The 24,920-nt window shown below is 38.3% G+C and carries 22 protein-coding genes; 6 read left to right on the forward strand and 16 right to left on the reverse strand.

What is annotated here, in order from left to right:
- The 3 genes from ACIQ32_RS05880 to ACIQ32_RS05890 all read left to right on the forward strand — a co-directional run.
- On the forward strand, positions 1 to 1,327 hold a 1,327-nt coding region (locus ACIQ32_RS05880), incomplete at its 5' end, for an AMP-binding protein (RefSeq protein ID WP_396194763.1).
- Positions 1,328 to 1,535: 208 nt separating this feature from the next.
- Positions 1,536 to 3,443, forward strand: coding sequence for an acetate--CoA ligase (gene acs / locus ACIQ32_RS05885; protein ID WP_396194764.1), 1,908 nt, complete (start codon positions 1,536 to 1,538; stop codon positions 3,441 to 3,443).
- 126 nt (positions 3,444 to 3,569) lie between these two features.
- Complete coding sequence (locus ACIQ32_RS05890) at positions 3,570 to 5,084, forward strand: S8 family peptidase (protein ID WP_396194765.1); 1,515 nt, start codon at positions 3,570 to 3,572, stop codon at positions 5,082 to 5,084.
- 50 nt (positions 5,085 to 5,134) lie between these two features.
- On the opposite strand, the gene ACIQ32_RS05895 is transcribed toward ACIQ32_RS05890, so the two are convergent.
- The 10 genes from ACIQ32_RS05895 to ACIQ32_RS05940 all read right to left on the reverse strand — a co-directional run bounded on the left by ACIQ32_RS05895 (position 5,135) and on the right by ACIQ32_RS05940 (position 13,236).
- The gene (locus tag ACIQ32_RS05895) at positions 5,135 to 6,616 is read right to left on the reverse strand and encodes a glycoside hydrolase family 32 protein (protein ID WP_396194766.1); all 1,482 of its coding nucleotides are present in this window, start codon (positions 6,614 to 6,616) and stop codon (positions 5,135 to 5,137) included.
- Between the two features lie 27 nt (positions 6,617 to 6,643).
- Positions 6,644 to 7,039, reverse strand: coding sequence for a DUF1801 domain-containing protein (locus ACIQ32_RS05900; protein ID WP_396194767.1), 396 nt, complete (start codon positions 7,037 to 7,039; stop codon positions 6,644 to 6,646).
- A gap of 77 nt (positions 7,040 to 7,116) precedes the next feature.
- Positions 7,117 to 7,653, reverse strand: a complete 537-nt coding sequence (locus ACIQ32_RS05905; protein ID WP_396194768.1) for a DUF4199 domain-containing protein — start codon at positions 7,651 to 7,653, stop codon at positions 7,117 to 7,119.
- 81 nt (positions 7,654 to 7,734) lie between these two features.
- The gene (locus ACIQ32_RS05910; RefSeq protein WP_396194769.1) at positions 7,735 to 8,211 is read right to left on the reverse strand and encodes a response regulator transcription factor; all 477 of its coding nucleotides are present in this window, start codon (positions 8,209 to 8,211) and stop codon (positions 7,735 to 7,737) included.
- 25 nt (positions 8,212 to 8,236) lie between these two features.
- Positions 8,237 to 8,653, reverse strand: a complete 417-nt coding sequence (locus ACIQ32_RS05915; protein ID WP_396194770.1) for a hypothetical protein — start codon at positions 8,651 to 8,653, stop codon at positions 8,237 to 8,239.
- Between the two features lie 92 nt (positions 8,654 to 8,745).
- Positions 8,746 to 9,477, reverse strand: coding sequence for a hypothetical protein (locus ACIQ32_RS05920; RefSeq protein ID WP_396194771.1), 732 nt, complete (start codon positions 9,475 to 9,477; stop codon positions 8,746 to 8,748).
- Between the two features lie 179 nt (positions 9,478 to 9,656).
- Positions 9,657 to 10,046 carry a hypothetical protein gene (locus tag ACIQ32_RS05925; RefSeq protein ID WP_396194772.1) on the reverse strand — a complete coding sequence of 130 codons (390 nt, stop codon included), beginning with the start codon at positions 10,044 to 10,046 and terminating at the stop codon, positions 9,657 to 9,659.
- A 46-nt stretch (positions 10,047 to 10,092) separates the two neighbouring features.
- Complete coding sequence (locus tag ACIQ32_RS05930; RefSeq protein WP_396194773.1) at positions 10,093 to 10,224, reverse strand: hypothetical protein; 132 nt, start codon at positions 10,222 to 10,224, stop codon at positions 10,093 to 10,095.
- Positions 10,225 to 10,792: 568 nt separating this feature from the next.
- The gene (locus tag ACIQ32_RS05935) at positions 10,793 to 11,431 is read right to left on the reverse strand and encodes a response regulator (protein ID WP_396194774.1); all 639 of its coding nucleotides are present in this window, start codon (positions 11,429 to 11,431) and stop codon (positions 10,793 to 10,795) included.
- A 77-nt stretch (positions 11,432 to 11,508) separates the two neighbouring features.
- Positions 11,509 to 13,236 (reverse strand): sensor histidine kinase, encoded by a 1,728-nt coding sequence (locus ACIQ32_RS05940; RefSeq protein ID WP_396194775.1) that lies wholly within the window; start codon positions 13,234 to 13,236, stop codon positions 11,509 to 11,511.
- A 309-nt stretch (positions 13,237 to 13,545) separates the two neighbouring features.
- On the opposite strand from ACIQ32_RS05940, the gene ACIQ32_RS05945 reads away from it, so the two are divergent.
- Positions 13,546 to 13,968, forward strand: coding sequence for a hypothetical protein (locus ACIQ32_RS05945; protein WP_396194776.1), 423 nt, complete (start codon positions 13,546 to 13,548; stop codon positions 13,966 to 13,968).
- A 129-nt stretch (positions 13,969 to 14,097) separates the two neighbouring features.
- Here ACIQ32_RS05945 and clpB read toward each other — a convergent pair whose 3' ends face one another.
- Positions 14,098 to 16,692 (reverse strand): ATP-dependent chaperone ClpB, encoded by a 2,595-nt coding sequence (gene clpB / locus ACIQ32_RS05950; RefSeq protein ID WP_396194777.1) that lies wholly within the window; start codon positions 16,690 to 16,692, stop codon positions 14,098 to 14,100.
- A gap of 199 nt (positions 16,693 to 16,891) precedes the next feature.
- Between clpB and ytxJ the strand changes: the two genes are divergently transcribed.
- A complete protein-coding gene (ytxJ, locus tag ACIQ32_RS05955) occupies positions 16,892 to 17,278 on the forward strand; it encodes a bacillithiol system redox-active protein YtxJ (protein ID WP_396194778.1) in 387 nt (128 codons plus the stop codon).
- A 47-nt stretch (positions 17,279 to 17,325) separates the two neighbouring features.
- Here ytxJ and ACIQ32_RS05960 read toward each other — a convergent pair whose 3' ends face one another.
- The 5 genes from ACIQ32_RS05960 to thrA form a co-directional block, all read right to left on the reverse strand.
- Positions 17,326 to 18,510 (reverse strand): hypothetical protein, encoded by a 1,185-nt coding sequence (locus tag ACIQ32_RS05960; RefSeq protein ID WP_396194779.1) that lies wholly within the window; start codon positions 18,508 to 18,510, stop codon positions 17,326 to 17,328.
- A 70-nt stretch (positions 18,511 to 18,580) separates the two neighbouring features.
- Entirely contained in the window at positions 18,581 to 19,345 is a 765-nt protein-coding gene (locus tag ACIQ32_RS05965) for a hypothetical protein (RefSeq protein WP_396194780.1), read from the reverse strand.
- 7 nt (positions 19,346 to 19,352) lie between these two features.
- Positions 19,353 to 20,639 carry a threonine synthase gene (gene thrC / locus ACIQ32_RS05970; RefSeq protein ID WP_396194781.1) on the reverse strand — a complete coding sequence of 429 codons (1,287 nt, stop codon included), beginning with the start codon at positions 20,637 to 20,639 and terminating at the stop codon, positions 19,353 to 19,355.
- Between the two features lie 12 nt (positions 20,640 to 20,651).
- A complete protein-coding gene (locus ACIQ32_RS05975) occupies positions 20,652 to 21,578 on the reverse strand; it encodes a homoserine kinase (protein ID WP_396194782.1) in 927 nt (308 codons plus the stop codon).
- An 82-nt stretch (positions 21,579 to 21,660) separates the two neighbouring features.
- Positions 21,661 to 24,108 carry a bifunctional aspartate kinase/homoserine dehydrogenase I gene (gene thrA, locus ACIQ32_RS05980; RefSeq protein ID WP_396194783.1) on the reverse strand — a complete coding sequence of 816 codons (2,448 nt, stop codon included), beginning with the start codon at positions 24,106 to 24,108 and terminating at the stop codon, positions 21,661 to 21,663.
- A 531-nt stretch (positions 24,109 to 24,639) separates the two neighbouring features.
- Here thrA and ACIQ32_RS05985 point away from each other — a divergent pair.
- The coding region (locus ACIQ32_RS05985) for an aromatic amino acid lyase (protein WP_396194784.1) at positions 24,640 to 24,920 on the forward strand (281 nt) is incomplete at its 3' end.

Genomic DNA, 24,920 nt, shown 5'->3' on the forward strand with positions numbered 1-24,920 from the left:
TAAAAAAGTAGTAGTGCTCAATCGTAAACTGGGAGCGAGAATTCCTTTTAAAAAATACGACGTGGATTACGATGCTTTAGTTTATGGCTCGGAAGAAGCCGATTGTGTTCCGGTGGAATCTACCCATCCATTGTATGTTTTATATACCTCAGGAACTACCGGAAAGCCCAAAGGAATAGTGCGCGATACCGGCGGTTATGTCACGGCTTTGAAATTTTCTATGCAAAAAATCTACGGTGTACAACCGGGAGAAGTTTTTTGGGCCGCTTCCGATGTGGGTTGGGTTGTGGGCCATAGTTATATTGTTTACGGACCATTACTCAACCGAAATACAACCATAGTTTTCGAAGGAAAACCAATAAAAACCCCTGATGCGAGCACGTTTTGGCGAGTGATAGCCGAGCATAAAGTCAGCGTCATGTTTACCGCGCCAACAGCCATAAGAGCTATCAAAAAAGAAGACCCTAATGGGGAATTTATCAAGCAATACGATTTGTCGTGTTTGCGAACACAATTCTTGGCAGGTGAGCGTTGTGATGTGGCGACATTAGAATGGTACCGCGAGCATATTCCGATTCCGGCCATCGACCACTGGTGGCAAACCGAATCGGGCTGGCCTATGATTGCCAATATGATGGGAGTGGAATATTTGCCTATCAAACCGGGCTCTTCGGGCAAAGCGGTTTCGGGTTATGATATTAGAATCTTAGGTGAGAATGGTCTGGAGTTAAGTCCAAATGAAGAAGGTTATGTGGTCATCAAATTGCCTTTGCCACCGGGAACTTTACTCGATATTTGGAATGACAATCACCGTTTTCAAGCGGGTTATTTGCAAAAATTCCCAGGCTATTATTTTTCAGGCGATGGCGGATTCAAAGACGAAAGCGATTATATTTTTATCACCGGTCGAGTAGACGATGTGATTAATGTCGCCGGTCACAGATTATCCACCGCCGAAATGGAAGAAATTGTCGCTTCCCATCATTCTGTAGCCGAATGTGCTGTCATTGGCATTAATGATGATTTAAAAGGACAAATTCCGCTAGCGTTGGTCGTAACCAAATTAGGCGAAGAAATCGAACATTTCCAATTGCAACATGAGGTGGTAAAGTTAGTGCGCGAACAAATCGGAGCCGTAGCGTCATTGCGTGATGTGGTTGTAGTGAATCGCTTGCCTAAAACACGCTCGGGTAAAATTCTAAGAAAGTTAATGCGAAGCATAGCCGATGGCGATAATTTCCAAATTCCTTCTACCATTGATGACGAAGCCATTATTGACGAAATAAAAGAAGTGTTGGAGCTAGCGAAAATTGGGAGTTTTAAATAAAAGACAATAGAGCATAGAAAATAGAGGCATTGTCTTTAAACACATTCTGTCTATATTCTATTCTCTCTATTCTATTCTCTTTCCTCTTTCCTTACCTCTTTCCTTTTCTCCATATTTTCACCTATACCTATTTAGCAAGAAAAATAAACACCACACCAATAGAATATTTATATTTACATAACAAAACGATAATAAAAGAAGATTTACAATGAGTTATTACAAAATATTAAATTTGGAGCATTACTTCAAAATGTATAAAAAATCGGTTCGTGAACCCCGTAAATTTTGGGACCGAATTGCCGATGAGAATTTTACTTGGTACCAAAAATGGGATAAAGTATTCGAGTTTGATTTCCAACAAGCCCAATTTAAATGGTTTGTGGATGCTAAAGTCAACATCACCAAAAACTGTATCGACCGACACTTAGCCCGCCGTGGTGATAAAACCGCTATCATATTCGAACCCAATAATCCCGACGAAGCAGCACAACATATTACTTATAATGAATTGTATGCTCGTGTGTCCAAATTAGCCAATGTTTTACGCGATCAAGGCGTTCAAAAAGGCGATCGTGTTTGTATTTATTTACCCATGATTCCTGAATTGGCGGTAGCCGTTTTGGCTTGTGCTCGAATCGGAGCCATTCACTCGGTAGTATTTGCCGGATTCTCTGCTTCGGCAGTTGCGGCACGTATTAATGATTGCGAATGTAAAATGGTTATCACTTCTGATGGTAGTTATCGTGGCAATAAATCCATCGACCTCAAAGGCATTGTTGACGAGGCTATAGAGAAATGCCCAACCGTTGAAAAAGTATTGGTAGTTAAAAGAACCCATACCGCTGTGAACATGAAAGAAGGCCGTGATCTTTGGTTACAACCTTTATTAGATGAAGCTATTCCTAACAATGTAGCCGAAATTATGGATGCCGAAGATCCGTTGTTTATTTTATACACTTCGGGTTCCACCGGAAAACCTAAAGGAATGGTGCATACCATCGCAGGTTATATGGTATACACGGCTTATACATTTAAAAATATTTTTAACTACGAAGAAAACGACATTTATTGGTGTACGGCCGATATCGGTTGGATTACCGGACATTCGTATATTTTGTACGGACCATTATTAAACGGTGCCACTACAGTAATCTTTGAAGGCGTTCCGTCTTATCCTAATTTCAGTCGTTTTTGGGAAGTCATTGAAAAGCACAAGATTACCCAATTCTATACCGCACCAACTGCCATTCGTGCTTTGGCTAAAGAGAGTTTGGATTACGTTCAAAAGTATCCTTTGAGTTCATTAAAAGTGATTGGTTCCGTAGGCGAACCTATCAATGAGGAAGCTTGGCACTGGTACAACGACCACGTAGGCGGAAAGCGATGCCCATTAGTAGATACTTGGTGGCAAACTGAAACCGGAGGGATAATGATTTCACCTGTTCCGTTTGTAACCCCAACAAAACCAACCTACGCTTCGCTACCATTACCGGGTATTCAACCCGTATTGATGGATGAATTGCGCAACGAAATCGAAGGCAATCAAGTCACCGGAAGTTTGTGTATCAAATTCCCATGGCCTTCTATTGCCAGAACCATTTGGGGCGATCACCAGCGTTATAAAGAAACCTATTTCACTGCTTTTCCGGGTAAATATTTCACAGGCGATGGCGCTTTGCGCGATGAAGTTGGGTATTACAGAATTACCGGTAGAGTAGACGACGTGATTATCGTTTCGGGTCACAACTTAGGAACGGCACCAATAGAAGATGCGATTAACGAACATCCGGCGGTAGCAGAAAGTGCGATTGTTGGCTTCCCGCATGACATCAAAGGAAATGCCTTGTATGGTTTTGTGATTTTAAAAGAAATAGGAGAAAGCCGTAACCAAGAAAATTTAGCTAAAGAGATCAACCAATTGATTTCCGACCAAATCGGTCCAATAGCCAAGTTAGATAAAATTCAGTTTGTTTCCGGTTTGCCTAAAACGCGTTCAGGTAAAATCATGCGCCGTATTTTAAGAAAAATAGCAGAAGGTGACTTCTCTAACTTTGGCGACATTACAACCTTATTGAATCCGGAGATAGTTGAAGAAATTAAAAGCGGAAAATTATAATAGTTATTAAATCAAGTTAGTTATGAAAACCTGCATTTTATTGCAGGTTTTTTTATTTATTAACAATCCGATAAACAGTAGCTTAATTTGGTATATTCGTAATTGTATTATTAAAATTTTATAAATATGCTAAACAGATTACTAAAAACTACCCTTGTTTTATTGTTTTTAATGTCTTCTTGTAGTAAAGACGAAAGTTTGGATGAAAGCAACATGGTTATTAGCGATGCACAACGCACCCCAATGTCGGCCATAGAAGTTAAAAATAAAATTGATGAATCCCTGCAAACAAAGGGTTCTTTTAATTGGAAAGACGCTTCAACGCACATGCTTTGGAGCGCTACAGTCCACGGTCAACATATCGTTACCATTGGTTTTGGGAACAACAGCGAGGATTTTGATAGGAGTAAGAGCGCCAATAATGCTAATGTTCAGAAGCAATTGTTATCGATTATTCAAAAATATGAAGGTCAGACTCTGTCGGAGATACTTATTAATGCCGATTCGTATTTGAATTTAATAGATGTAGTGATTAAGAAACAAGAAACTTTAATAGCACTACGACAAAGCAAATTTATCCGTTACATCGAACCGAGCGATTTTAAATATTATGCCTTAAGCGGTAGTGTTGAAAAATCAGATTCTTCAAGCACCAGTTCAGGTTGCGGATTTGATGCTACCACACTAAATACAGCCGATTATACCACCATAACGCCCAATGCCAAAGCGCCGTGGACATTCTATCAGCACAACATTCCGAGTGCTTGGAATTTCAGTACCGGTGCAGGTGTTACTATCGGAATTGTAGATACCGGAACGTCTCCTAATCAAACTTTATTGGGCAGTAGTTTCAATGACGGATTATCTTCAGGCCGAACCATTCAAAAGTTTGGCGTATATGTTGATTCTATTTGGCCTTGGTCAACAGGAACCGACGGACCAAATGACCAATGTGGTCACGGAACCAGTATGGCTTCGGTAGCCGCTGCACCTCGTAATGACAACGGATTGCCGGTAGGTGTGGCTTATAATGCCAATTTAGTGACATACAGAGCAGCATCCAATGTGGTGCTCGACGGTTATCACGAACAAAACGGTGTTAAAAATGCGTTTACGGCTTTGGGTAATAACAACAATGTAAAAATAATTTCCATGTCGATGGGTCACATTTTCTCAGTTGGTAAGATTTCAGATGGCGTTAAATATGCTTATAACAAAGGCAAATTGATTTTCTGTGCCGGAGGAACTTCAACCAGTTTTACCACTTTCGTTGGAGTAATTTTCCCGGCATCTATGGCTGAAACAGTGGCGGTAACCGGAGTGAAAGAAGGTACTTCTAACCAAGCTTGTGACGTTTGTCATACCGGTGGCAAAATAGAGTTTACGGTAGCCATGCAACGCAATGCTTCCGGGAATACAGTTCCGGTAACCAGTTACTACGATAACCAATCGGATTATGTTGGTGGTTCCTCAGTGGCTACTGCTACTACAGCTGGAATAGCGGCTTTGGTATGGGCTAAAAACCCGACTTGGACCAGAACACAGGTGTTGAATAAATTACGCCAATCAGCAACCTATTATCCAACTAAAAATTCGGCGTACGGCTATGGTAATATTAATGCTTTACTAGCCGTGCAATAATGTACGAGAAATCTATGTAAAACGTCAATTTTAATAAAGTTGGCGTTTTTTTATTTCCAAATACTTGCTACAGCTTTAATGGTAAAGTTTTGCATCGTTATTTTGTCCTTTGTAATGACCTTAAACTCTGTAAAACTTTCGGTAGGAAAAAGTAAATTCGTCATAGAATATTTTCCGTCATTCAATAAAATTTCTACCGAAGATTTGTCTAAAATTAATTGAACAGAAGAGATTTTGTCTTCAATTGGCATGACTTGTGGTTTGGTCGCAAAACTCTCGTGAAAGTCTTTTTGTCCCGAATGGCTTCGGTCTGTCACGACTATACTTCCTGCTATTGTGATAGTGAAAATTTCTCCTTTGCTGTTACTTAACGAAATAATAGCATCAGTGGGTTGGCTAAAATCAAAAGTAACTTCGCTTTGCGATAAATCGATTTCTTTTTTCTCGAAAGGTGTGCTAACTTCTTTCTGATTGAAAACCGGTTTGGTTAAGCCGGAAAATTGTGCAATCATTTTTTGATTCAAATGATAGTTCTTGCCCTCTTTGATTAACACTAATTCTCTTGGTATGGTCATCGCACTGCGCCAAACATCTGTAGGTACTTTAGTGGCATATTGCCAATTGCTCATCCAGCCCAGAAGGATTTTCTTGTCATTCGGTACATTCGAAAAAGTAACGGCTGCATAATAATCGGTGCCATAATCCAACCATTTTGCTTCTTGGGTTTTGGTGAAGGTTTTTCCATCGAAATTGCCAATAAAATAGCGTGTACACGAACCGCCATTCGGACCTTTATCACCATGATTGATGATCATTACCCATTTGCTTTCACCCGAAGCCGTTTTCATAGGAAACAAATCCGGACATTCCCATACACCTAATTCCGTATCTTTTTCTATCGGTTTGAAAACACTTTCTTCTTGCCATTCTTTTAAATTGGGAGAAGAAAAGAGTTTGATTTTATCGCCTACAGCTAAGGCCATAATCCATTTTGAAGTTTCGCCGTGCCAAAAGACTTTCGGATCTCTGAAATCTTGTTCACCCAAATTGTTCAATACCGGATTGTTTTTGTATTTGGTCCAAGTTTTGCCTTCGTCCAAACTGTAAGCCAACGCCTGACTTTCGGTATTCTTTTTTCCCGCTTTCCAAATTTCGTCGTTATGGTAGGTGAAAATCGCAATCATCGCATTATTCCCAAAACCGGCAGTATTATTTTTGTCGATTACAGCGCTACCCGAAAATATCCAACCGAGTTTATCGGGATACAAGGCTATAGGCAAATGTTTCCAATGCAATAAATCAGTGCTTTCGGCATGTCCCCAATGCATTGGTCCCCAAACAATACCGTCAGGATAATATTGGTAAAACAAGTGGTATTTACCGTTGAGGTATACTAAACCATTTGGATCATTCATCCATTTGGCCGGTGGTGTAAAGTGAAATTGCGGACGGTACGGTTCGTTGTAAAGTGAAGTGTTTTGAGCCAAGCTCAAATTTAAAATAAGAAAAAGGAGTGCTATAGTGAGTCTCATAAAGTGAACTTGTATTAATGCTATTAGTTATTTCAATCGTTCCAATACGCCTTTACGCTTTACTATATTTTTATAGTCCCATTGGATTTCTTGTCCTTTTTGGAGCCAACGTTGTAAATCTTCGTTTTGAATTTGTTCAGCAGTTGTGTATGTTATAGAAGCATCTTTGAATTTTCCGCTTCCCGGTTTCAATTCTTTTTCTTCAAAAGTTACACCGCTCCAAAATAATAATCGGATGCCGCTTTTTAATTTACTGTAACCTACAATTGGGTTGCCCTCAAGAAACCACACCGGGTGTGCGTGCCAAATTTTGCTTTCCGCTTCGGGTAAACTTTGGTTAATCATTTCAGCTAACTGATGACAAATAATTTGCTCTTCCTGAGTTTGATGGTTGTTGTACTGTAGAATATCGGGTTGCATCATTTTTTATACGAATTCATAAATATAAAAAAAATCCTCAAAAAAATATTGAGGATTCTAAAAGTTACATCGAAATACTTTTACACTTGGGCTTCAGCGGTCGGCTTTCTTTTCAAAATTACCGCAGTGATTACCGGTGCTAACAATCCGATAGGAACCATAATTTCCATATAAGTGAAAAGAATAATCCACAACGGGTTTTTATAAAGTTCTTTGTAATAGAGGATTTCTTCTTTTTTCGCTTGAAATTCTGCCGGAGGTAGGCCTTCTTTTTCTAATTTCACAATAGAATTTTCAACATATTTTTCCATAAAGTCAGGAAATATATAATGGTGTTCTATCATCCAAGTCCTGACATAAACGGTCGCGGTTAATAGTGACATTAGCATGCCGACTTTGGATACTTTGCCAAATGTAATAAAGCCGCCGTTTTGCTTGTCGCGGTAGTTTTTTACGCCCAGAAACACAAAGGTATAAGCAACCAACATACCGGCGTAGCCAAATACCATGCCCAAATCAAAATCGGGATTGTGTACGTAAACAGCTGCAGTAATTCCCATTAAAGCAGCCACAATAAGTCCGGCTATAAGTCCGTATTTAAGAATAGTGTTTTTCATATTAAATAGTTTTTGATTAGTTGGCAAAGGTTGGTTTTTGCTTGGTTTTTCAACTCATACTTTCGGGTGATTTTTATAAAATCATACTAAAGTAGGAGGAAGGAGTTGTAATTTTTTGGCGGTTTCTATAGCTTGAGTTCTTCGTTTTACCTCGAGTTTTTCAAAGAGTTTGGTGCTGTGTGTTTTTACGGTATTTAAGGATACAAACAGTTTTGATGCAATTTCTTGATTGCTCATCCCTTGCGCCATTAATGCCAGCACTTCGAGTTCTCGTTTGCTGATATTTCTTCGTTGGCGTTCGGTTTCGTTCAACATGAATTCGTTTTCCGGAATGCGAATTTCTTTTTCAATAACAATGGTTTTTATTTTTGGTTTTGAAATTTTAGTGGCCAACCAAACCCCGAAAAGCAGGAAGAATACCGCCAAGAATCCCATGTAAACTTCGTAGTCATTTTGCAATACTAAAAAACGGAATTCCATCCACCAAAGGAGTAATAGCAATACAACCATGAAAATGATATAGCTGATGAATTCTTTAAACGGTCTTAATGTTTTCAATGTTTTAGAGATTAACGATGTTGCATTATACTTTTTTCATCAACATTTCAATTTGGGCATCTTCAATCAGGAAAATTACTTTCTTTCCGTCTGTTTTGATGATAAAAGTAATGTTGGAATAGCCTTCTTTTTTGAGCCCAACTTTGATTTGCTTTTTCTTTTTGTCGAATATCCATTGGTTTTTTTGAAACATTTTTTCCAGTTGTTGCATCATTTTTGACTTGCTTTTGGTTTCAAAACTAAAACTGTGATCGGCGTTGAAATGGTAGGTAGCTTTTTGAAATCCGGTCACCAACTCTTGGGTTTCGGGTTTTTCTGAATTTTTTAAGGCAGTTGCTTTTTTAACTTTCCAAGTACCGGTAATAGATGCTTCGTCTGTATTTTGACAATAGGCAACAGTGGAAAAAGTTAATGCAACCAGCAATAAAACAAAATTTTTCATAAAAAGTGATTTTTGGACAAAGCTAAGATAAAAAAAAAGCCCCAACCATTTACGGTTGAGGCTTTTCCTAACAATAATCTCAAAAATTAACATTAATCGTCTAAGTCACAAGACTCTTCTAAACTGTTGGCAATTTGGTTAGCCAAGGCTTGGTTGCCATCGGTGTCATTCGGACCAATTTCGATAGTTCCGTCACCATCACCATCTTGAGCACTGCTTAAATCTACTAAGCTCAATACTTGGTTCAAATCAAAATTGAATACGATATCGTAAGAGTTGTTATTTACTACCAAATTTTGATTAGTATCTTCATAATCAATTTCAAAGTCTTCGTCTATTGTATGCCAGAATACAAATGGCGTACCATTGATAGTTCCGGTAATCTCAATGGATTTATTAAACATCGGAGAGTTGGCGTTGGTACTTTTATGTAGTTTGAATTCCACTTCCTCATAGGTGCCATTCGGAATGGTTACTGTTGTTACTACAGCATTTTGGTTTAACAAATCCAATTCGAAAGGACCATTCAATTCGAATTCTTCATCCCCATTGTAAAAACCGTCATCGTCTGATGAATCGTCGTCGTCGTCGTCAGAACCTTCAGCAAATTCGAATTCAATTTCTTTTAAATTGATTTTGAACGAAGATAATACTACGTTATTGTTCAAAGTTGCCCCGTTGGCATTTCTGTTAGCAGCATTGGGATTGTAAACTCCTCTAGCTAAAATTTTCATTGAATTTTCTGAACTTCCGCTGTCATTTGAACACGAAGCCATAACCGTTAATAGGACAAAAAGAGCCAAAAATGTTTTTAAGTTTTTCATAGTAATAAAAGTTATAAGTTGGTATGAAAACAATTGCTTAGCATATTTCCCTACCTGAACAATTGTTAAATTTTAAAAAGCCGACTCAAACACCTGAAAAACAGCACTTTTTAAAAACAAAAAAATCCTTAGCGAAATGAATCGTTAAGGAAATGTTTGTATTAGGGCAAACAGGTGCGCTACAAGCTGCAAATAATAACCATTGCTAGTAGGATTAGCAAAGCGGCAGCAATTAAAATTGGTTTTTCCAATTTTTTTCCATCGGGGATTGTTTTTGTTTTTTCAGTTTTAGGTAATGTATGACTGATTTTATTTAATTTTTCCAAGTGTGTTTCCCAACCGCCATGCAAGCAAATACTTAGCCCAAACTCTGTTAATTCGTAGGTTAGTGTTTCTGAAGAGTTTACTCGAATCAATTCTTTTTGTTGCATGATATCGGCTAATATTTTTGCTCCTGTAATTGGCTTCCTTTGTGAGTCTCTAAAATCTTTGAGACTTAACTGCTTATTGACAGCATTAAAAAAAAGCTGTAGGTTTAAAGCAATTAATTGGTTTATTTGGTCAATCATAGATTTAGGTTTTGCAAATAGAAATTCAAAAAAATGGGAAGGTATACTATTGGATAAAACCAAATTTATCTTTGAAATAAAACCCTAAAACCGGCAATGGCAGTCTCACACCATTGTAGGCACAAATCAAACCGGCTATCCAAAGTATAACCAATCCCATGTTATTGATAATCAACATTATTTTAAAAAACGATCTAAAAGCCACAACAACAACCAAATAAAGTTTGTTGTAATTACTATAATTCCCAGACCTAACGATTGCTCCAAATGAAACTTAGTCGATGAAGACTTTGCTCCTTTTTGGTATTGTATAAAGGCGAAAGCCCATCCTAAAATAGTCAGATAGCTTATTATTGCTATTTTCTTCTTCTGCATCATGGTTTGGGTCTTTAGTAATATTCGAAATTATCAGCTATATGGTTTTTATAAATCTCCTTTTTTAATTCCGATTAAATCCTTAAGCGTTTTGAATGCTTTAAAAGCACTCCAAAGGATTTTCGGAATTTCCCACAATTATTAAATAAAAACTAACCACAATTCAATTGTTGTGATTGTAAAGTCACTTTATTTTAATAAAGTTTTTGACCCTGAATCTGAAGGCAAATCTAAAACACTAAAACCCTCTGATTTGTAGAATTGACAAGGCTTTTTTGTAGAATTGCTTCGACAAAAAAAGCAACCGTTTAAAGGTTGCTAAGGCTTGTTTTTTTTGGGGACAAAGACAATGCTAAATACTTAGTATAGCTTTAGTTATACAGTTGAAAGAAGTCGATTAAATCGGCCAAATTATCAATCTCTAGTTTTTCAAAAATCCTGTTTTTAAAAGTGCTGACCGTAGATTTCTTGACATTGAGTAGTTCGGCAATTTCCATATTGCCATAGCCTTTGATGAGTAATCGAGCCACTTCGACTTCACGATTAGACAATTGTTCTAAGGGATTAATCGGTTTTTTACTGATGTAAGAATCTAAAATTCTGTCTTTGATATTTTGAGTAATGTATTTTCCGGATACCATCATACTCCGTAAGGCTTGCTTCATTTCGTCTTCACTGCAACCTTTGTTGAGATAGCCCGAAGCTCCGGCGTTTAAATATCTCAAAGCATAGATGTCTTCGTCATAGGCTGAAAAAATCAATATTTTCAAATCTGGTTGTAAAGCTTTGATTTCGGATAGTATCGTCAAGCTGTTTCCATCGGGAAAGTTAATGTCTAAAATCAGCAAATCTATCTTGATTTCGCGCAAGGTTTTGAGCGTTTCTTTGAAGGAACCGGCGTGGTGTATTTTGGTGTTAAAAAACAATTCCTTGATGACTAAAGTAATGCCTTGTCTGACAATGCTGTGATCGTCTGCAATTAGAAAAGTATGAGGCAAATTTGTTTTCATTGGCATTCAAAATTTAAGATACTAATTGGATTGGCTAACGAGATATTCTAAAGATAATTCAAAATGGAATACTTTGTTTAGGCTTTACTTAAAATTAAATTAAATTCGATCGTTGTACCTTTATTTTCCTCGCTGGAAACGGTAATGTTCCCTTCAAACAGGGTTACGATTTCCTTACAGATATTCAATCCTAATCCGATGCCTAAATCATTTACCGCACCCGAAACAGTACCTTGGTAATAAGAATCAAAAATGTGGTCTAAATCGTTTTTAGCAATTCCTCGACCGTTGTCGGAAATGGCGACTTTAAGATTGGTTTCAAAATCAGATGGATTTTCTTGACTGATGGCAACGGTAATGGTTCCTTTTTCGGTAAACTTATTGGCATTGCCTATAATATTGTAAAACAACTGGTGGATTTTAGTAGCATCGGCGTAAACTTCTTCCTCTTCAATTGCCATTGTAACCTTAAGTTTGTTGCCTTTGCTTTCAACTAAAGTATGCATGGCCGATAATATTTGAGTCAACTCATTTTTCAACTTGAAATTGCTGTTCTTCAATTTGGGTTGGTATTGCTCATCTTTAGAATACTCCAAAATTTGATTCGACAACAACAATAGTGAATGACTCGTGAATTGAATCGATTTAAAGCTTTCTTGTACTTCAGGTTCTTTAACAGTTTGGCTGATTTTTCGACTATAAAGAGCAATCAAATTCAAAGGCGATCGGATTTCATGACTGATCATGCCCATGATACGGTTTTTGAAATTCAGGTTTTGTCGGATTTTTTCTTGTGCTACTGTCAACCTTTTTTCGTAGGCAAATGCCAAACGGGTAAAGCCAAATAAGAGCAATGAAATGAGGAACATCAAGAAAATAATGGCGACTATAGAATAACTTCGAATCGCTCTGTTGGTTTTGAATTGGTCTTTCAGATTTTGTTGGCTGTTCCACTTTAAATCATCGGCTGCAATATTGAAAACCGGTAAAGTGTTTTGACTGAGCATCAGTAAATCGTTGTTCAATTTGATCAACTCTAAATCTTTGGCGCGCAATTGCAAAAAGGCTTCTTTTAATTTTTTGAATTCGGATTCGTAGTATTGATTAGTGGTTAAAAAAACATTTTTCATTTGCTCTTCTACAGTACCGGTTTTCACTTTGTCCTTGTACTTCATGGTGACTATAGTGTTGAGCTGTTCTTTTTGGATTTCTATTTTACCCGAAAATGCGGCTATGAGTCGCGCCAAAAGCCCTTTTTTTGAAATACTGTCTACTTTAATGAAAGTATTGGTTTTGATGCTGTCCAGAATTTTGTTGTAATCGAATTCGTCAAAGTGAAAAGGTGCTGCAACTTCTTTTGCATTAGGGTATTTCTGACGGTCAACTATAGTGTCTATAGTAGCTTTAATTTTGAGTATATCCTGCTGGGTTTTGTTTTTAAGCTGAATTATTTTTTGAAATTCTCCGTTGTTTTGGGTGTTGATTTTTAAACTGTCAATCATAGCAACGGTTTCCGCTAATGATGCCAAGTATTTGTCTAACGATGCTTGGTTTTTATTAGTGATATAATCGTTAAAATAATCCTGCGACAATAGGAGTGCCGAATTAATTTTTCCGGTAAAATGGGTAACGCGGTCGGCTTGCGCAATGTTGCCAAAAGCAGTATCAAGTTTGTCTTCATTAGCCGTTTCATTATACCATATCAATATGGCCAGAAACTGTAAAAGGATAATACACGCAAAAAGCGTATAATGCAAAACTTTTCGGTCTTGAAACTTAAGTTTCTTCAGATAGTTTGGGTTCAAAATGGAGCTTTTTACAATTTGTTTGTTGTAGGTATAAACAATTGTGAAAGACTTGGGGCGGCAAAATTACTTTTTTAATTTAATTCTATAGCAAAAGTACTGTAATTTCAAGGTTTAGGCTGTAATACATTTTGGTTTTGCTTGTAGAATAAGTTCGATGCTGGGAAGACAGGTGATTGATTTTTGATATTAGGTGATGGGTAAGTTTTTATTTAAAATGTTTGAAAAAAATGTTCATAACTCCTTTTTAGCTGTCGATGAACGGTTTAGATTCCTTTTTAATTTTAAAAAAATCTAAATGGAAAGCGTATGCAATTATCTAAAGTACTTTGGTTGTTGTTTTTAGGGATAACTACGATGGGTTTTGCTCAAACCAAGATTGAAGCACAAGACGGTATTCATTATATTACCACCAACATAGATTATCCTGTTGCCGGTACGTATTTGTTCAAAGGTGCCGAACCGGTGGTAGAATTAAATGCTTTCGGAAGCGGGTTTTATCAGCGACATGAGCAACCCAAAAAAGCCATTACTTGGGGAATAGAATGCGACGAATCCGGTAAACCTATTGTCAAAAAAGGGTTCGATAATGCTGCTTATACTTTATGGTACTTGTACACCAATCCGGAAACAGAAGACGAAAAATATTGGAAAGTCACCAGTTTCACCATTCACTTCAACAGTTTGAAAATGTTTATCCAAGGGGAAAGAAGTAAGAGTTACACCGAGTAGGGAGTTTTTTTTAAAAATAACAATCCCCAACAGCACTAATGACTATTGGGGATTTTCAAAACAACCAACCTTATATATTCTGGTTTAAACGCTCAGTACCTTAGTACCTTTGCATCTATGTACCTTCATTTAAACCACTTGATTCCTAAACACTAATTGTCCGTCAAAACAATCCAATAAGATGATGCTATCCGTGGTGACTTTACCCGCTAAGATTTCCTTAGACAACTGGTTCAGTACTTCGCGTTGGATAACCCTTTTTACCGGTCGGGCGCCAAACTGTGGGTCATAACCTTTCTCGGCTAAATAAGTAATAGCTTCCGGTGTGGCGTCCATAGTGATGTTTTGATGGGCCAGCATTTTGGTCACACTTTGCAACTGTAACCCAACAATTTGTTTGATGTTGGCTTCAGTCAATGGCGTAAACATTACAATTTCATCGATGCGGTTAATGAATTCCGGACGAACTGTTTGTTTTAACAAGCCTAATACTTCTGCTTTGGCAGCTTCCGTAGCAGCTTCGATGCTTCCTTTAAGGTTTTCAAACTTTTCTTGTATGATGTGACTTCCCATGTTTGAAGTCATGATGATAATGGTGTTTTTAAAATCGGCTAAGCGCCCTTTGTTGTCGGTTAATCGGCCTTCATCTAATACTTGCAACAAAATATTGAAAGTATCCGGATGCGCTTTTTCAATCTCATCTAACAAGATAACAGAATACGGTTTTCTTCTTACAGCTTCTGTCAATTGCCCACCTTCGTCGTAACCCACGTAACCCGGAGGCGCACCTACCAATCGACTCACGCTGTGGCGTTCTTGGTACTCACTCATGTCGATACGTGTCATGGCGTTTTCATCATCGAATAAATATTCGGCTAAAGCTTTGGCCAATTCGGTTTTACCCACACCGGTAGTTCCCAAGAATAGGAAAGTACCAATAGGTTTCTTCATGTCCTGTAAACCGGCACGACTTCTGCGTACGGCATCGCTTATTGCTTCAATCGCTTCTTCTTGTCCCACGACTCTGTGGTGCAATTCATCTTCCAAGCGCAATAGTTTTTCCCTTTCGCCTTGCAACATTTTGGTTACCGGAACGCCGGTCCATTTGGCTACTACTTCGGCTATGTCTTCTCGAGTGACTTCTTCTTTAATCAAAGAACTTCCGGCTTGGTTTTCGGCCAATTGCGTTTGCAAAGCATCCAATTGTTCTTGCGCTTCTTTGATTTTTCCGTAACGGATTTCGGCTACTTTACCGTAATCGCCGTCGCGTTCGGCACGTTCGGCTTCGAGTTTGAAGTCTTCAATTTCTTGCTTTACCGTTTGAATATTGTCTACGACATCTTTCTCCGATTTCCATCGGGTAAAGATTTCGTTGCGCTCTTCTTTTAAATTGGCCAAGTCTAAACCTAAACCTTTTAGCTTTGTTTCATCGTTTTCTCGTTTAATCGCTTCAATTTCAATTTCCAATTGCATAATCTTTCGGTCCAATACGTCGAGTTCTTCGGGTTTGGAATTGATTTCCATGCGCAATTTAGAAGCCGCTTCGTCCATTAAGTCGATTGCTTTATCCGGTAAGAAACGATTGGTAATATAACGTTGCGATAATTCTACCGCCGCAATAATCGCATCGTCTTTGATGCGGACTTTATGATGGGTTTCGTATTTCTCTTTAATCCCGCGCAAGATGGAAATGGCACTTTCGGTATCGGGTTCGTCGACCATCACTTTTTGAAAACGACGCTCTAAAGCTTTGTCTTTCTCGAAGTATTTTTGGTATTCGTCTAATGTTGTGGCACCGATAGCTCTTAGTTCTCCTCGAGCTAAAGCAGGTTTCAAGATATTGGCCGCATCCATTGCACCTTCACCACCGCCGGCGCCTACGAGTGTATGAATTTCGTCAATGAATAATACGATATCACCTTCGGCTGAAGTTACTTCTTTCACCACTGATTTTAAGCGTTCTTCGAATTCACCTTTGTATTTGGCTCCGGCAATCAGCGCACCCATATCGAGTGAATAAACGATTTTGTCTTTCAAATTTTCCGGTACGTCACCGTCCACTATACGATGTGCCAAACCTTCGGCTATAGCGGTTTTACCCACGCCGGGTTCTCCGACCAGCATTGGATTGTTCTTTGTTCTTCGGGTTAAGATTTGCAACACGCGTCTGATTTCTTCGTCGCGACCGATTACCGGATCGAGTTTACCGTTACGGGCTAATTCGTTGAGATTCTTAGCGTATTTGTTCAAAGCATTATAGGTTTCCTCGGCAGAAGCAGAAGTAACTCTTTCGCCTTTGCGGATTTCGGTTATAGCCGCTTCCAAGCCTTTCTCGGTGACGCCTTGGTCTTTTAAAATTTGGGAGACTTTGCTCTTCGATTTAAAAACGGCCAATAGTAAATGTTCAATCGAGACGAATTCGTCGTTCATTTTTTTGGCAATGATATTCGCTTCGGTTAAAGTGGTGGAAGCTTCACGCGACAGCATGATATCGCCACCCGAAACTTTAGGGAAACTTTGTAAAGTACTGTCGAGTATCTTTTGGAATAAATCGACATTGACGTTGAGTTTCTTCAGGATGAAAGGCGTCACATTTTCATCGACTTCCAAGATACCTTTGATGATATGCTCGTTTTCGATTTGTTGGTGACCGAAGCCTTGGGCAATTTGTTGCGCTTGCTGAATGGCTTCTTGTGATTTAATAGTAAAGTTGTTTGTGTTCATAGTGTATTGTTCTTTTTTGCGTTGTTTGGGATAAAAGTTTTGAAAACTTCAAGTAGTTGTCGTCAATTTGTATTCCACCTTGTAAATGCCGACAAAATGGCTGATTATTTTAATTATCTTTGTGGATGTTATAGACAGTTTGGCGTTTATGATGACGTTATGACTTGAAAATGAGAGATAAGTTAATAGGGATAAGATTATGAGTTTATTTAAAAATATTTTTGGTGGTTCGGATGACGCTAAGCATGAAAGCAATATGGCTTGGCGCGAGTTAACCGATTTGGGTCAGCTGAACGAAATCGTAAACGAATCGACCGAAAAACCGGTAGTTATTTTCAAGCACAGCACACGTTGCAGCATCAGTCGAATGGCGTTGCGTCAGTTTGAACAGGAGTTTGATTTAGAAGGGAAAGTAATCCTGTATTACTTAGACTTGCTGGAACACCGCGATATTTCTAACGAAATTGCCAATCGATTCAATGTTTTCCATCAATCGCCACAGTTAATTGTCATTAAAGACGGCAAAGCCATTTACGATCGTTCACACGAGAGTATAGACGCCACGAAGTTGGTTGATTTTGTATAACAACTTTATCCGATAAAAAAAGCCGTCTTTAATTGACGGCTTTTTGTTTATCTCCTGAATCGGTTTCGGGTAATGATGTCTTTAAGCTTGGCTTTTAAATCGTTGCCGGTGTCAAATACCATTTGCTCATTGGAAGGAAAAGGCACAGCTCTTCGGTCGAAGTATTGAAAATAATCTTCATCACAAGCGCGTCTGTCGCCACGTAATTTGGCATACATATAGTTGAAAGTAAATTCGCTAGCCAAAGGAAAAGTTTGCAACAGCTGATTGGTTTTAAAATCTATGTAATCCACTTTGGCGGTTACTTGACAAGCTTTGAATTGGGAGAATTCGTAAATCGTAGCGCGAACGGTGCGCATATCATCCACTTTAATCGGATTGCCTAAACTGTCTCTTACCACTTGACCGTTGGCATCGAGTAGGTTTTTGAGTCCTACTTTAATCAGCTTTTCTTTTTGCAGCTCGCGTTCTTTTATTTGTTCGGGTGAGATATTGATTTGGCGGAAGTTCACTACCAAACCGTAATCGTAATCGATGCCTTTGACACGATTGCTGTGGTATACCGTCCATTTGTCGTTTAAGCCATAAGTGCTGAAATCCAACAAATCGTTTTCCAAGCGAATCGGAATCACCATATTCGTTTCGTTTTTTGTATACACACTCACAAAATCAGATCCTTTCATCCGAGCTTCTTCGATGAGTTTGTCGGTGTCTTTGAATCCCGGACTCAAATTTTGCAAATACACCAAATCGTCATAGGCACGACGCACGACCATTTTGTCTTTATTGGCCAAAAGCGCTTTGGAATTGTTGTATAAGTATTTGGCTAAAGCATTTTTACTGCTAACAATTTGGTCCGAATAATCGTCAAAAGGAAAAATCGCCTCGCGACCTTCTTTCAATAAGCGAACCGGTAAAATCGGGCGAATGCGTTCTTGGCGTGCGTTGAGTTGGACATAGGTCTCGTATATTTTTTCTAAATTCTGCGGATTGGCATCTTTAAACCAAATGTCAATGTTGCGTAAATCACGTTCTTTGGCTTTGGCAAAAGCTTCTTCGAGCATGTAAACGTAATCTTGTTTGCCTTTGGCGTTTTTGTTGCCTCGTAAACCTTCCACTGCATTTTGAATAGCAGCGTCGTAATCTCCTGAAGTCAACATATCACGCGTTTGGCGAACACCACAAGAGGATAGGATAAGAAAGAAGGCTAATAGAGTAGTAATTTTTCTCATTGGGTAAAATTTTCAACAAATATAAGAGAAATCACTTCTCATGAAATGCTATTTTATATCGTTAACGAATCTAAGGCAAAGGTTTGATTCGGAGGTATTGCCATTGGTCATTTAAATTCCCGTCAGGTTTCCAATAATTAGTTGAAGCTACAACCGGCAAATAGAAGTATCCATCGGTACTCCAAAACATATCGTTACTATCGCCTGCAGGCATCCAGTATTTGAAAGCGGCATTCATTTTTTGGACGATCTTTTTCTTGTCAATTGTATAAAAATCCAAATCGGCGGTATTCTCATAGACATTGGCGCCAAGACAAAGAATTTTTTGCTTATCAGCTGAAATGTTTGGAAAGTCGACAAAGACTTTAATTTCTTCTCCGCTTGTTTTATCGATTAATTTATAGTCGTAGTCTTCCCAATACATCCCGTAAACCACATGGGAGTTGAGTACGGTTATTTCTCCGATATACTCATACATGCGATGGGTTTCTTCTTGCGAGGGAAGATCAGTAAAGGTAACGGTCTTCTTTTGGCACGGTAAAGTAATGGTACCGTTCACTTTTTTGTGTACAGTAGTATTGGTTAAAAGGAAAGAAACGGCCTTTTTCTTTTGGGTGTTATACCTTTTTTGATCAATCAGTTCAAGGTGGAAATACTTAGTTAAAGGCTCGTCTTCATTGTAATAAATAGTGCTATCGTTTTCTGTTAGATAAGTTATGACGTTTAAATCCGGCGCCACCAAAATCTTTTTAGCAGTGTTGATATTATCGTTTTGAGCCAAAATGAAATGAACCAAAAACAATACTAATACGGTTAGGTTGGCTTTTATTTTCATTCCTGAATTAGGATAAAAACGTTTTTAAATCCTCGTAAGTCTTAATCTTTACTGACACTTTCTCTTTTTCCAAAACGCTTTCAATTTGTTTAGGTATTGGCAATCTCAAGTCCAATAAAGATTCAACCACATCTAAAAATTTAATCGGATGGGCAGTTTCCAGAAAAACGCCAATACTTTCGGGATTTTTGGCCATTTCTTTTTTCAGACCCAAATAACCAACAGCACCGTGTGGTTCTGCGATGTATTGTGTTCGGGTATATATATCTTTGATAGCCTTTTCAGTTTCGGAATCGGTAAAAGAGTAGGAGGAAAAGTCTTTTTCAAATTCCTTTAAATCGAATCGATACAACTGCTGGATTCGGATAAAATTGCTTGGATTTCCAACATCCATTGCGTTCGAAATAGTAGCAATCGAAGGTTTGGGTTGGTAATTGCCAACTTCTAAAAAACGAGGCACAGTATCATTGGCATTGGTTGAAGCTACAAAATGGGAGATAGGTAAGCCTAATCGTTTGGCCATAATGCCGGCACAAATATTGCCAAAGTTGCCACTCGGACAAGATAGTATGAGAGGTTTGTTGTGTTTTTTTAATTGTTGGTACGCAAAGAAGATGTAAAACATTTGCGGCAACCATCGGGCAATGTTGATGGAATTGGCAGAGGTTAGATTTTTGTGTCTTAAGCTATCGTCTAAAAAGGCTTTTTTGACCATGTCCTGACAATCGTCAAAAACGCCGTCTACTTCCAATGCTTTAATATTTTGACCAAGTGTAGTTAATTGGCGTTCTTGTATTTCACTCACTTTACCTGAAGGATATAATATAATGACTTCAACCCCTTTTACGCCTAAAAACCCACTGGCAACCGCACCACCGGTATCGCCTGAAGTAGCGACTAAAACGGTCACTTTTTTATCATCATTACGATTAAAATAGCCCAAGCACCTCGACATGAATCGGGCACCGACATCTTTAAAAGCCATGGTTGGACCATGGAAAAGTTCCAACGAGAAAACATCTTCTTCCACCGGTACACAAGGAAATTCAAAACAAAGTGTCTCGGCTATGATTTGCTTGAGCTCAGTTTCCGGAATTTCATCCCCTACGAATTGCTTGATAGCTTCAAATGCGATTCCCTCTTGACTTAAGTTCTCTATATTTTTAAAAAAGGAATGTGGTAAAGGCGTTATGTTTTCCGGAAAGTATAAACCTCTGTCGGGTGCTAATCCTTGAATTACGGCCTCTTGAAAGCTTACTCTCGGTGCGTTCTTATTTAAACTGAAATAGTGCATAATTCATAATTCTTAATTCGTAATTCTTTTAACTCCTTCGTCGTTCACTTTTGAAACATGCATATCGAAAGCAATGCCAACTTCGATATAACTGCTGCTCATAGCGTAAGCCACTTTTTCGGCTTTATCTTGTCCTTTACACAACGCAAATATTGAAGGTCCGGCGCCCGAAATACCACTACCTAAGGCTCCGGCATCAAGTGCGGCAAGTTTTACATTTTCAAATCCCGGAATCAGTTTTTTACGATGTGGTTCGATGATAAAATCTTGCAAAGAACGGCCGATAAGTCCATAGTCTTTGGTATATAAACCGGCAATTAATCCACCAACGTTGCCCCATTGGGTTATGGCATCTTTCAGTAAAACGGTAGGGGAAAGCACTGCTCTTGAATCAGAAGTTTTGAGTTCAATTTGCGGATGCAGGACTACGGCGTATAATTCACTCGGACTTTCAATTTTAATTACATCTAATGGATTATAGCCTCGAACCAAGGTAAATCCGCCCAAAACACAAGGCGCTACATTGTCGGCATGTTCGCAACCGCTGGCTAGAGCTTCGCCTTTCATGGCAAAGTCAACCAATTCTTGACGAGTAAAGGGATGACCCAATAATTCATTAATCCCGAAAACCGCTCCGGTTGCACTGGCAGATGAGCTTCCTATACCACTTCCTGCTTTTATTTTCTTATGGATTTCGATTTCGAAACCACAATCCGGATTAGCAGCATTGATTATGGCCAAAGCCGCAACACCGGCTACATTTTTTTCGGTTTCCAAGGGTAAATCGGCACCGGTAATTCGGGTAATGCGAATGCCTTTTTCGGTTGTTTTCCGAATCACCATTTCGTCGCCTATACCATCCAAACACAAGCCCAATACGTCAAACCCGCAATTGAGGTTGGCGATGGTGGCAGGACAGAATATTTTGATTTCGTTCATTTTCTAAGGTTCTGAGACGCTAAGGGTCTAAGGTTCTGAGGTTTTCTTGGTACTTTAGAACCTTAGTACCTTAGCGCCTTAATTATACATTTCCAATTCGAATCACATCCGCAAAAATACCTGAAGCGGTTACCGCAGCTCCGGCACCCGCACCTTTAATGATTAACGGTTGGTCTACGTAACGATCGGTGTAAAATTCGACTATATTGTCTTTGCCTTCTAAGTTGTAGAACGGACTTTCTTTAGGGATAAATTGTAAGCCAACCGACGCTTTACCATTATCGAAACTGGCCACAAATTTGATGCGCGAATCTTTGGCTTTGGCTTCTTGTAATAATGCATTGAAATGACTTTCGTGCTTCGTTAGTGAAGTAAAGAAATCTTCATTGTTGTTGGTTTTCATACATTCGTCCGGCAAGAAACAATTGTTTTCAATTTGTTCCATATCCATTTGGTATCCGCTTTCTCTGATGAGGATTAATATCTTTCGGGCTACGTCAACACCACTTAAATCAATTTTCGGATCAGGTTCTGTAAATCCTTGAACACCTGCTTCTTTTACTACGTCATGAAAGTTGTAAGTTTCACTGAAATTATTAAAAATAAAGTTTAAACTTCCGGATAAAACTGCGTTAATACGGTTGACTTTATCACCGGAAGCAATTAAGTGTTTTAGGGTATCAATGATGGGTAATCCGGCGCCAACATTCGTTTCAAACAAGAAGGGCGCATTGTATTTTCGAGATAAATTTTTGAGGTTTTTATAATTGTGATATTCAGACGAGCAGGCAATTTTATTACATGTTACTACGGCAATATTTTGCCCCAAGAATTGGTCATAAATACTCGCAATATCATAATTGGCCGTGATGTCAACGAAGATGCTGTTGCGTAAATTTAAATCTTTGGTGCGGGAAATAAAGTCGTTTGGATTCGCTTTTTCACCATTGTTTAAAGTTTCCTTCCAATCTTTTAAGTTGATGCCATCTTCATCAAATACCATTTTACGCGAATTGGATAAAGCGATGACACGCACATTAATTTTCAGGTTTTCTTTTAAGAATTTCTTTTGTTGGTTGATTTGATCTATGAACTTTTCGCCTACATTTCCAACGCCCATAACAAACAAATTCAATTGCTTGGTATTGTCTTCGAAAAAGCGTTCGTGTAGTGTATTCAAGGCTTTCTTTACATCTTTCTCATTGATGACTACCGAAATATTTCTTTCTGAAGCGCCTTGCGCAATGGCTCGAATGTTGACGTTATTTTTGCCCAAAGTGCTAAACATTTTTCCGCTGATGCCTTGGTGGTTTTTCATGTTTTCGCCCACGAGCGCTACGATGCATAAGTCTTTTTCAACGATACAAGGATCTACTTTGCCTTGTGCAATTTCCATAGCAAAAGTTTTGTCGATTGCGGATTTGGCTTTGTCAGCATCGGCACTGAGAATTCCGACACAAATGGAATGTTCTGAAGACGCTTGGGTGATAAAAATTACATTAATATTTTCGTTTGACAATACTTCAAATAAACGTTTAGAGGAACCCGCAACTCCTACCATTCCTGAACCTTCTAAAGTCAGCAAAGCAATATGATCAATATGGGTAATTCCTTTAATAGGGTTGTTTGAGGCTTCCGGATTATTGGAAATCAACGTTCCGTAAGCTTCCGGTTCAAAAGTGTTTTTGATGAAAATCGGAATGTTGTCTTTTAAAACCGGCTGAATCGTTGGCGGATACAACACTTTGGCCCCGAAATGGGACAATTCCATCGCTTCCTGATAGGAAATGGTTTCTATAGGTTGGGCTTGTTTTACGCTTTTAGGATTCGCGGTGAACATACCGTTGACATCAGTCCAAATTTCTAAGACTTCGGCTTTAACTGCTGCGGCAATAATCGCTGCGGTATAATCGGAACCGCCTCGACCAAGCGTAGTTGTATTTCCAACTAAAGAGGAAGCGATGAAGCCCGGAAATAAAGTGACTTGAGTTGTATTGTTTTTGAAATAATTGGCAATTAATTCATTGGTGACTTCAAAATCAACGGCTGCTTTTCCGAAATTGGAATTGGTTTTAATCACCTCTCGGCTGTCTTTGAAAGTGGAGTTTCCGACTTTTTGCTTTAGTGCTACCGCAATAATTTGTGAAGATAACAATTCGCCAAAACCGGCCACAATATCCGCGGTTCTGTTTGATAATTCGCCTAAAAGATAACAACCGTCTAATAAAGTTTTTAAATGGTTGATGTTGCCGTTAATGATGTCGATAATTTCGCTTTGGTCACTTAACGGAATCAGTTCATCTATAGCGTCTTTGTGTTTTTTCTCGATTTGACTGACAATTTCTTTATAACCCTTGTCTTTTGCCGAAGCGGTTTTTCCAGCCAAAATTAATAAATCGGTTACACCACTAAAGGCTGATACCACTACTGCTAGTTGGTTTTCTTTGCTTTTGTTGGCTACTATCGCTATGGTTTTTGAAATATTTTCGGCATTGGCCACCGAAGTACCGCCAAATTTTAATACTATCATGATTTTGATTTAAATTCCAAAGGTTTAAATTCCAAGTTCCAATAAAACCTCAAATCTCAAATTTTCAAATGAGTTACATTATGGTTTGTCCCGAAACATCGGTATTGGAAATTACCTTTTTGTGATTTATTTGTTTTTTGTTTTTTGTCCATTTGTAATTTACATACAATTATTTGCTTTCCATTGGAAAGCTCACGTATTAGGATTATATGTAATAATTATACCCCAAACGGGGTTGTAGTTGTTGATGTGGTTGCAACCAAAAAAGCAACCAAAGTATTGGTTGTAGAAGAGAAAGAGTATTTGGCTACTGTTGGCATCATGGTTTTCAAATGTATGACTTTTTAGGTATTAAAAAAGGTTTCCTTAAATTTTTGAGAATATCGCAATAAATATTTCCAACCAATAGGATTTTATTTGTATCAATATTGCAAAGCTTATTTTTTTAATAAATTCTCAAAAAATACTATTCAAAATTGTTGCTTTTTAACAATCGTTTGCGGAATTTTGGGCTTTTAATCCCAACCAAAAATGGAGCATTCGCATTATATCAGTACGGAAGTATTGACATTAGAGACTTTACAAGAGATTATTTCAGAACACAAAACTTTAGCTCTTTCTGAAGAAGCTAAAATCAATATCCAACAATGCAGGGATTATTTAGATCAAAAAATGGCTGCTAATGATGCACCGATTTATGGAATAAACACCGGATTTGGTTCGTTGTGCAATGTTAAGATTTCTAATGAGCATTTATCACAGCTTCAAGAAAACCTAGTCAAATCACATGCTTGCGGTACCGGTGAAGAAGT

It is taken from the genome of Flavobacterium sp., assembly GCF_044373165.1.
GTDB lineage: Bacteria > Bacteroidota > Bacteroidia > Flavobacteriales > Flavobacteriaceae > Flavobacterium.

Excerpts from the sequence above, each read along its gene's own strand:
- acs (WP_396194764.1), top strand. The coding sequence starts at position 1,536 with ATGAGTTATTACAAAATATTAAATTTGGAGCATTACTTCAAAATGTAT.
- ACIQ32_RS05890 (WP_396194765.1), top strand. The coding sequence starts at position 3,570 with ATGCTAAACAGATTACTAAAAACTACCCTTGTTTTATTGTTTTTAATG.
- ACIQ32_RS05895 (WP_396194766.1), bottom strand. The coding sequence starts at position 6,616 with ATGAGACTCACTATAGCACTCCTTTTTCTTATTTTAAATTTGAGCTTG.
- ACIQ32_RS05900 (WP_396194767.1), bottom strand. The coding sequence starts at position 7,039 with ATGATGCAACCCGATATTCTACAGTACAACAACCATCAAACTCAGGAA.
- ACIQ32_RS05905 (WP_396194768.1), bottom strand. The coding sequence starts at position 7,653 with ATGAAAAACACTATTCTTAAATACGGACTTATAGCCGGACTTATTGTG.
- ACIQ32_RS05915 (WP_396194770.1), bottom strand. The coding sequence starts at position 8,653 with ATGAAAAATTTTGTTTTATTGCTGGTTGCATTAACTTTTTCCACTGTT.
- ACIQ32_RS05920 (WP_396194771.1), bottom strand. The coding sequence starts at position 9,477 with ATGAAAAACTTAAAAACATTTTTGGCTCTTTTTGTCCTATTAACGGTT.
- ACIQ32_RS05925 (WP_396194772.1), bottom strand. The coding sequence starts at position 10,046 with ATGATTGACCAAATAAACCAATTAATTGCTTTAAACCTACAGCTTTTT.
- ACIQ32_RS05930 (WP_396194773.1), bottom strand. The coding sequence starts at position 10,224 with ATGTTGATTATCAATAACATGGGATTGGTTATACTTTGGATAGCCGGT.
- ACIQ32_RS05935 (WP_396194774.1), bottom strand. The coding sequence starts at position 11,431 with ATGAAAACAAATTTGCCTCATACTTTTCTAATTGCAGACGATCACAGC.
- ACIQ32_RS05945 (WP_396194776.1), top strand. The coding sequence starts at position 13,546 with ATGCAATTATCTAAAGTACTTTGGTTGTTGTTTTTAGGGATAACTACG.
- clpB (WP_396194777.1), bottom strand. The coding sequence starts at position 16,692 with ATGAACACAAACAACTTTACTATTAAATCACAAGAAGCCATTCAGCAA.
- ytxJ (WP_396194778.1), top strand. The coding sequence starts at position 16,892 with ATGAGTTTATTTAAAAATATTTTTGGTGGTTCGGATGACGCTAAGCAT.
- ACIQ32_RS05960 (WP_396194779.1), bottom strand. The coding sequence starts at position 18,510 with ATGAGAAAAATTACTACTCTATTAGCCTTCTTTCTTATCCTATCCTCT.
- ACIQ32_RS05965 (WP_396194780.1), bottom strand. The coding sequence starts at position 19,345 with ATGAAAATAAAAGCCAACCTAACCGTATTAGTATTGTTTTTGGTTCAT.
- thrC (WP_396194781.1), bottom strand. The coding sequence starts at position 20,639 with ATGCACTATTTCAGTTTAAATAAGAACGCACCGAGAGTAAGCTTTCAA.
- ACIQ32_RS05975 (WP_396194782.1), bottom strand. The coding sequence starts at position 21,578 with ATGAACGAAATCAAAATATTCTGTCCTGCCACCATCGCCAACCTCAAT.
- thrA (WP_396194783.1), bottom strand. The coding sequence starts at position 24,108 with ATGATAGTATTAAAATTTGGCGGTACTTCGGTGGCCAATGCCGAAAAT.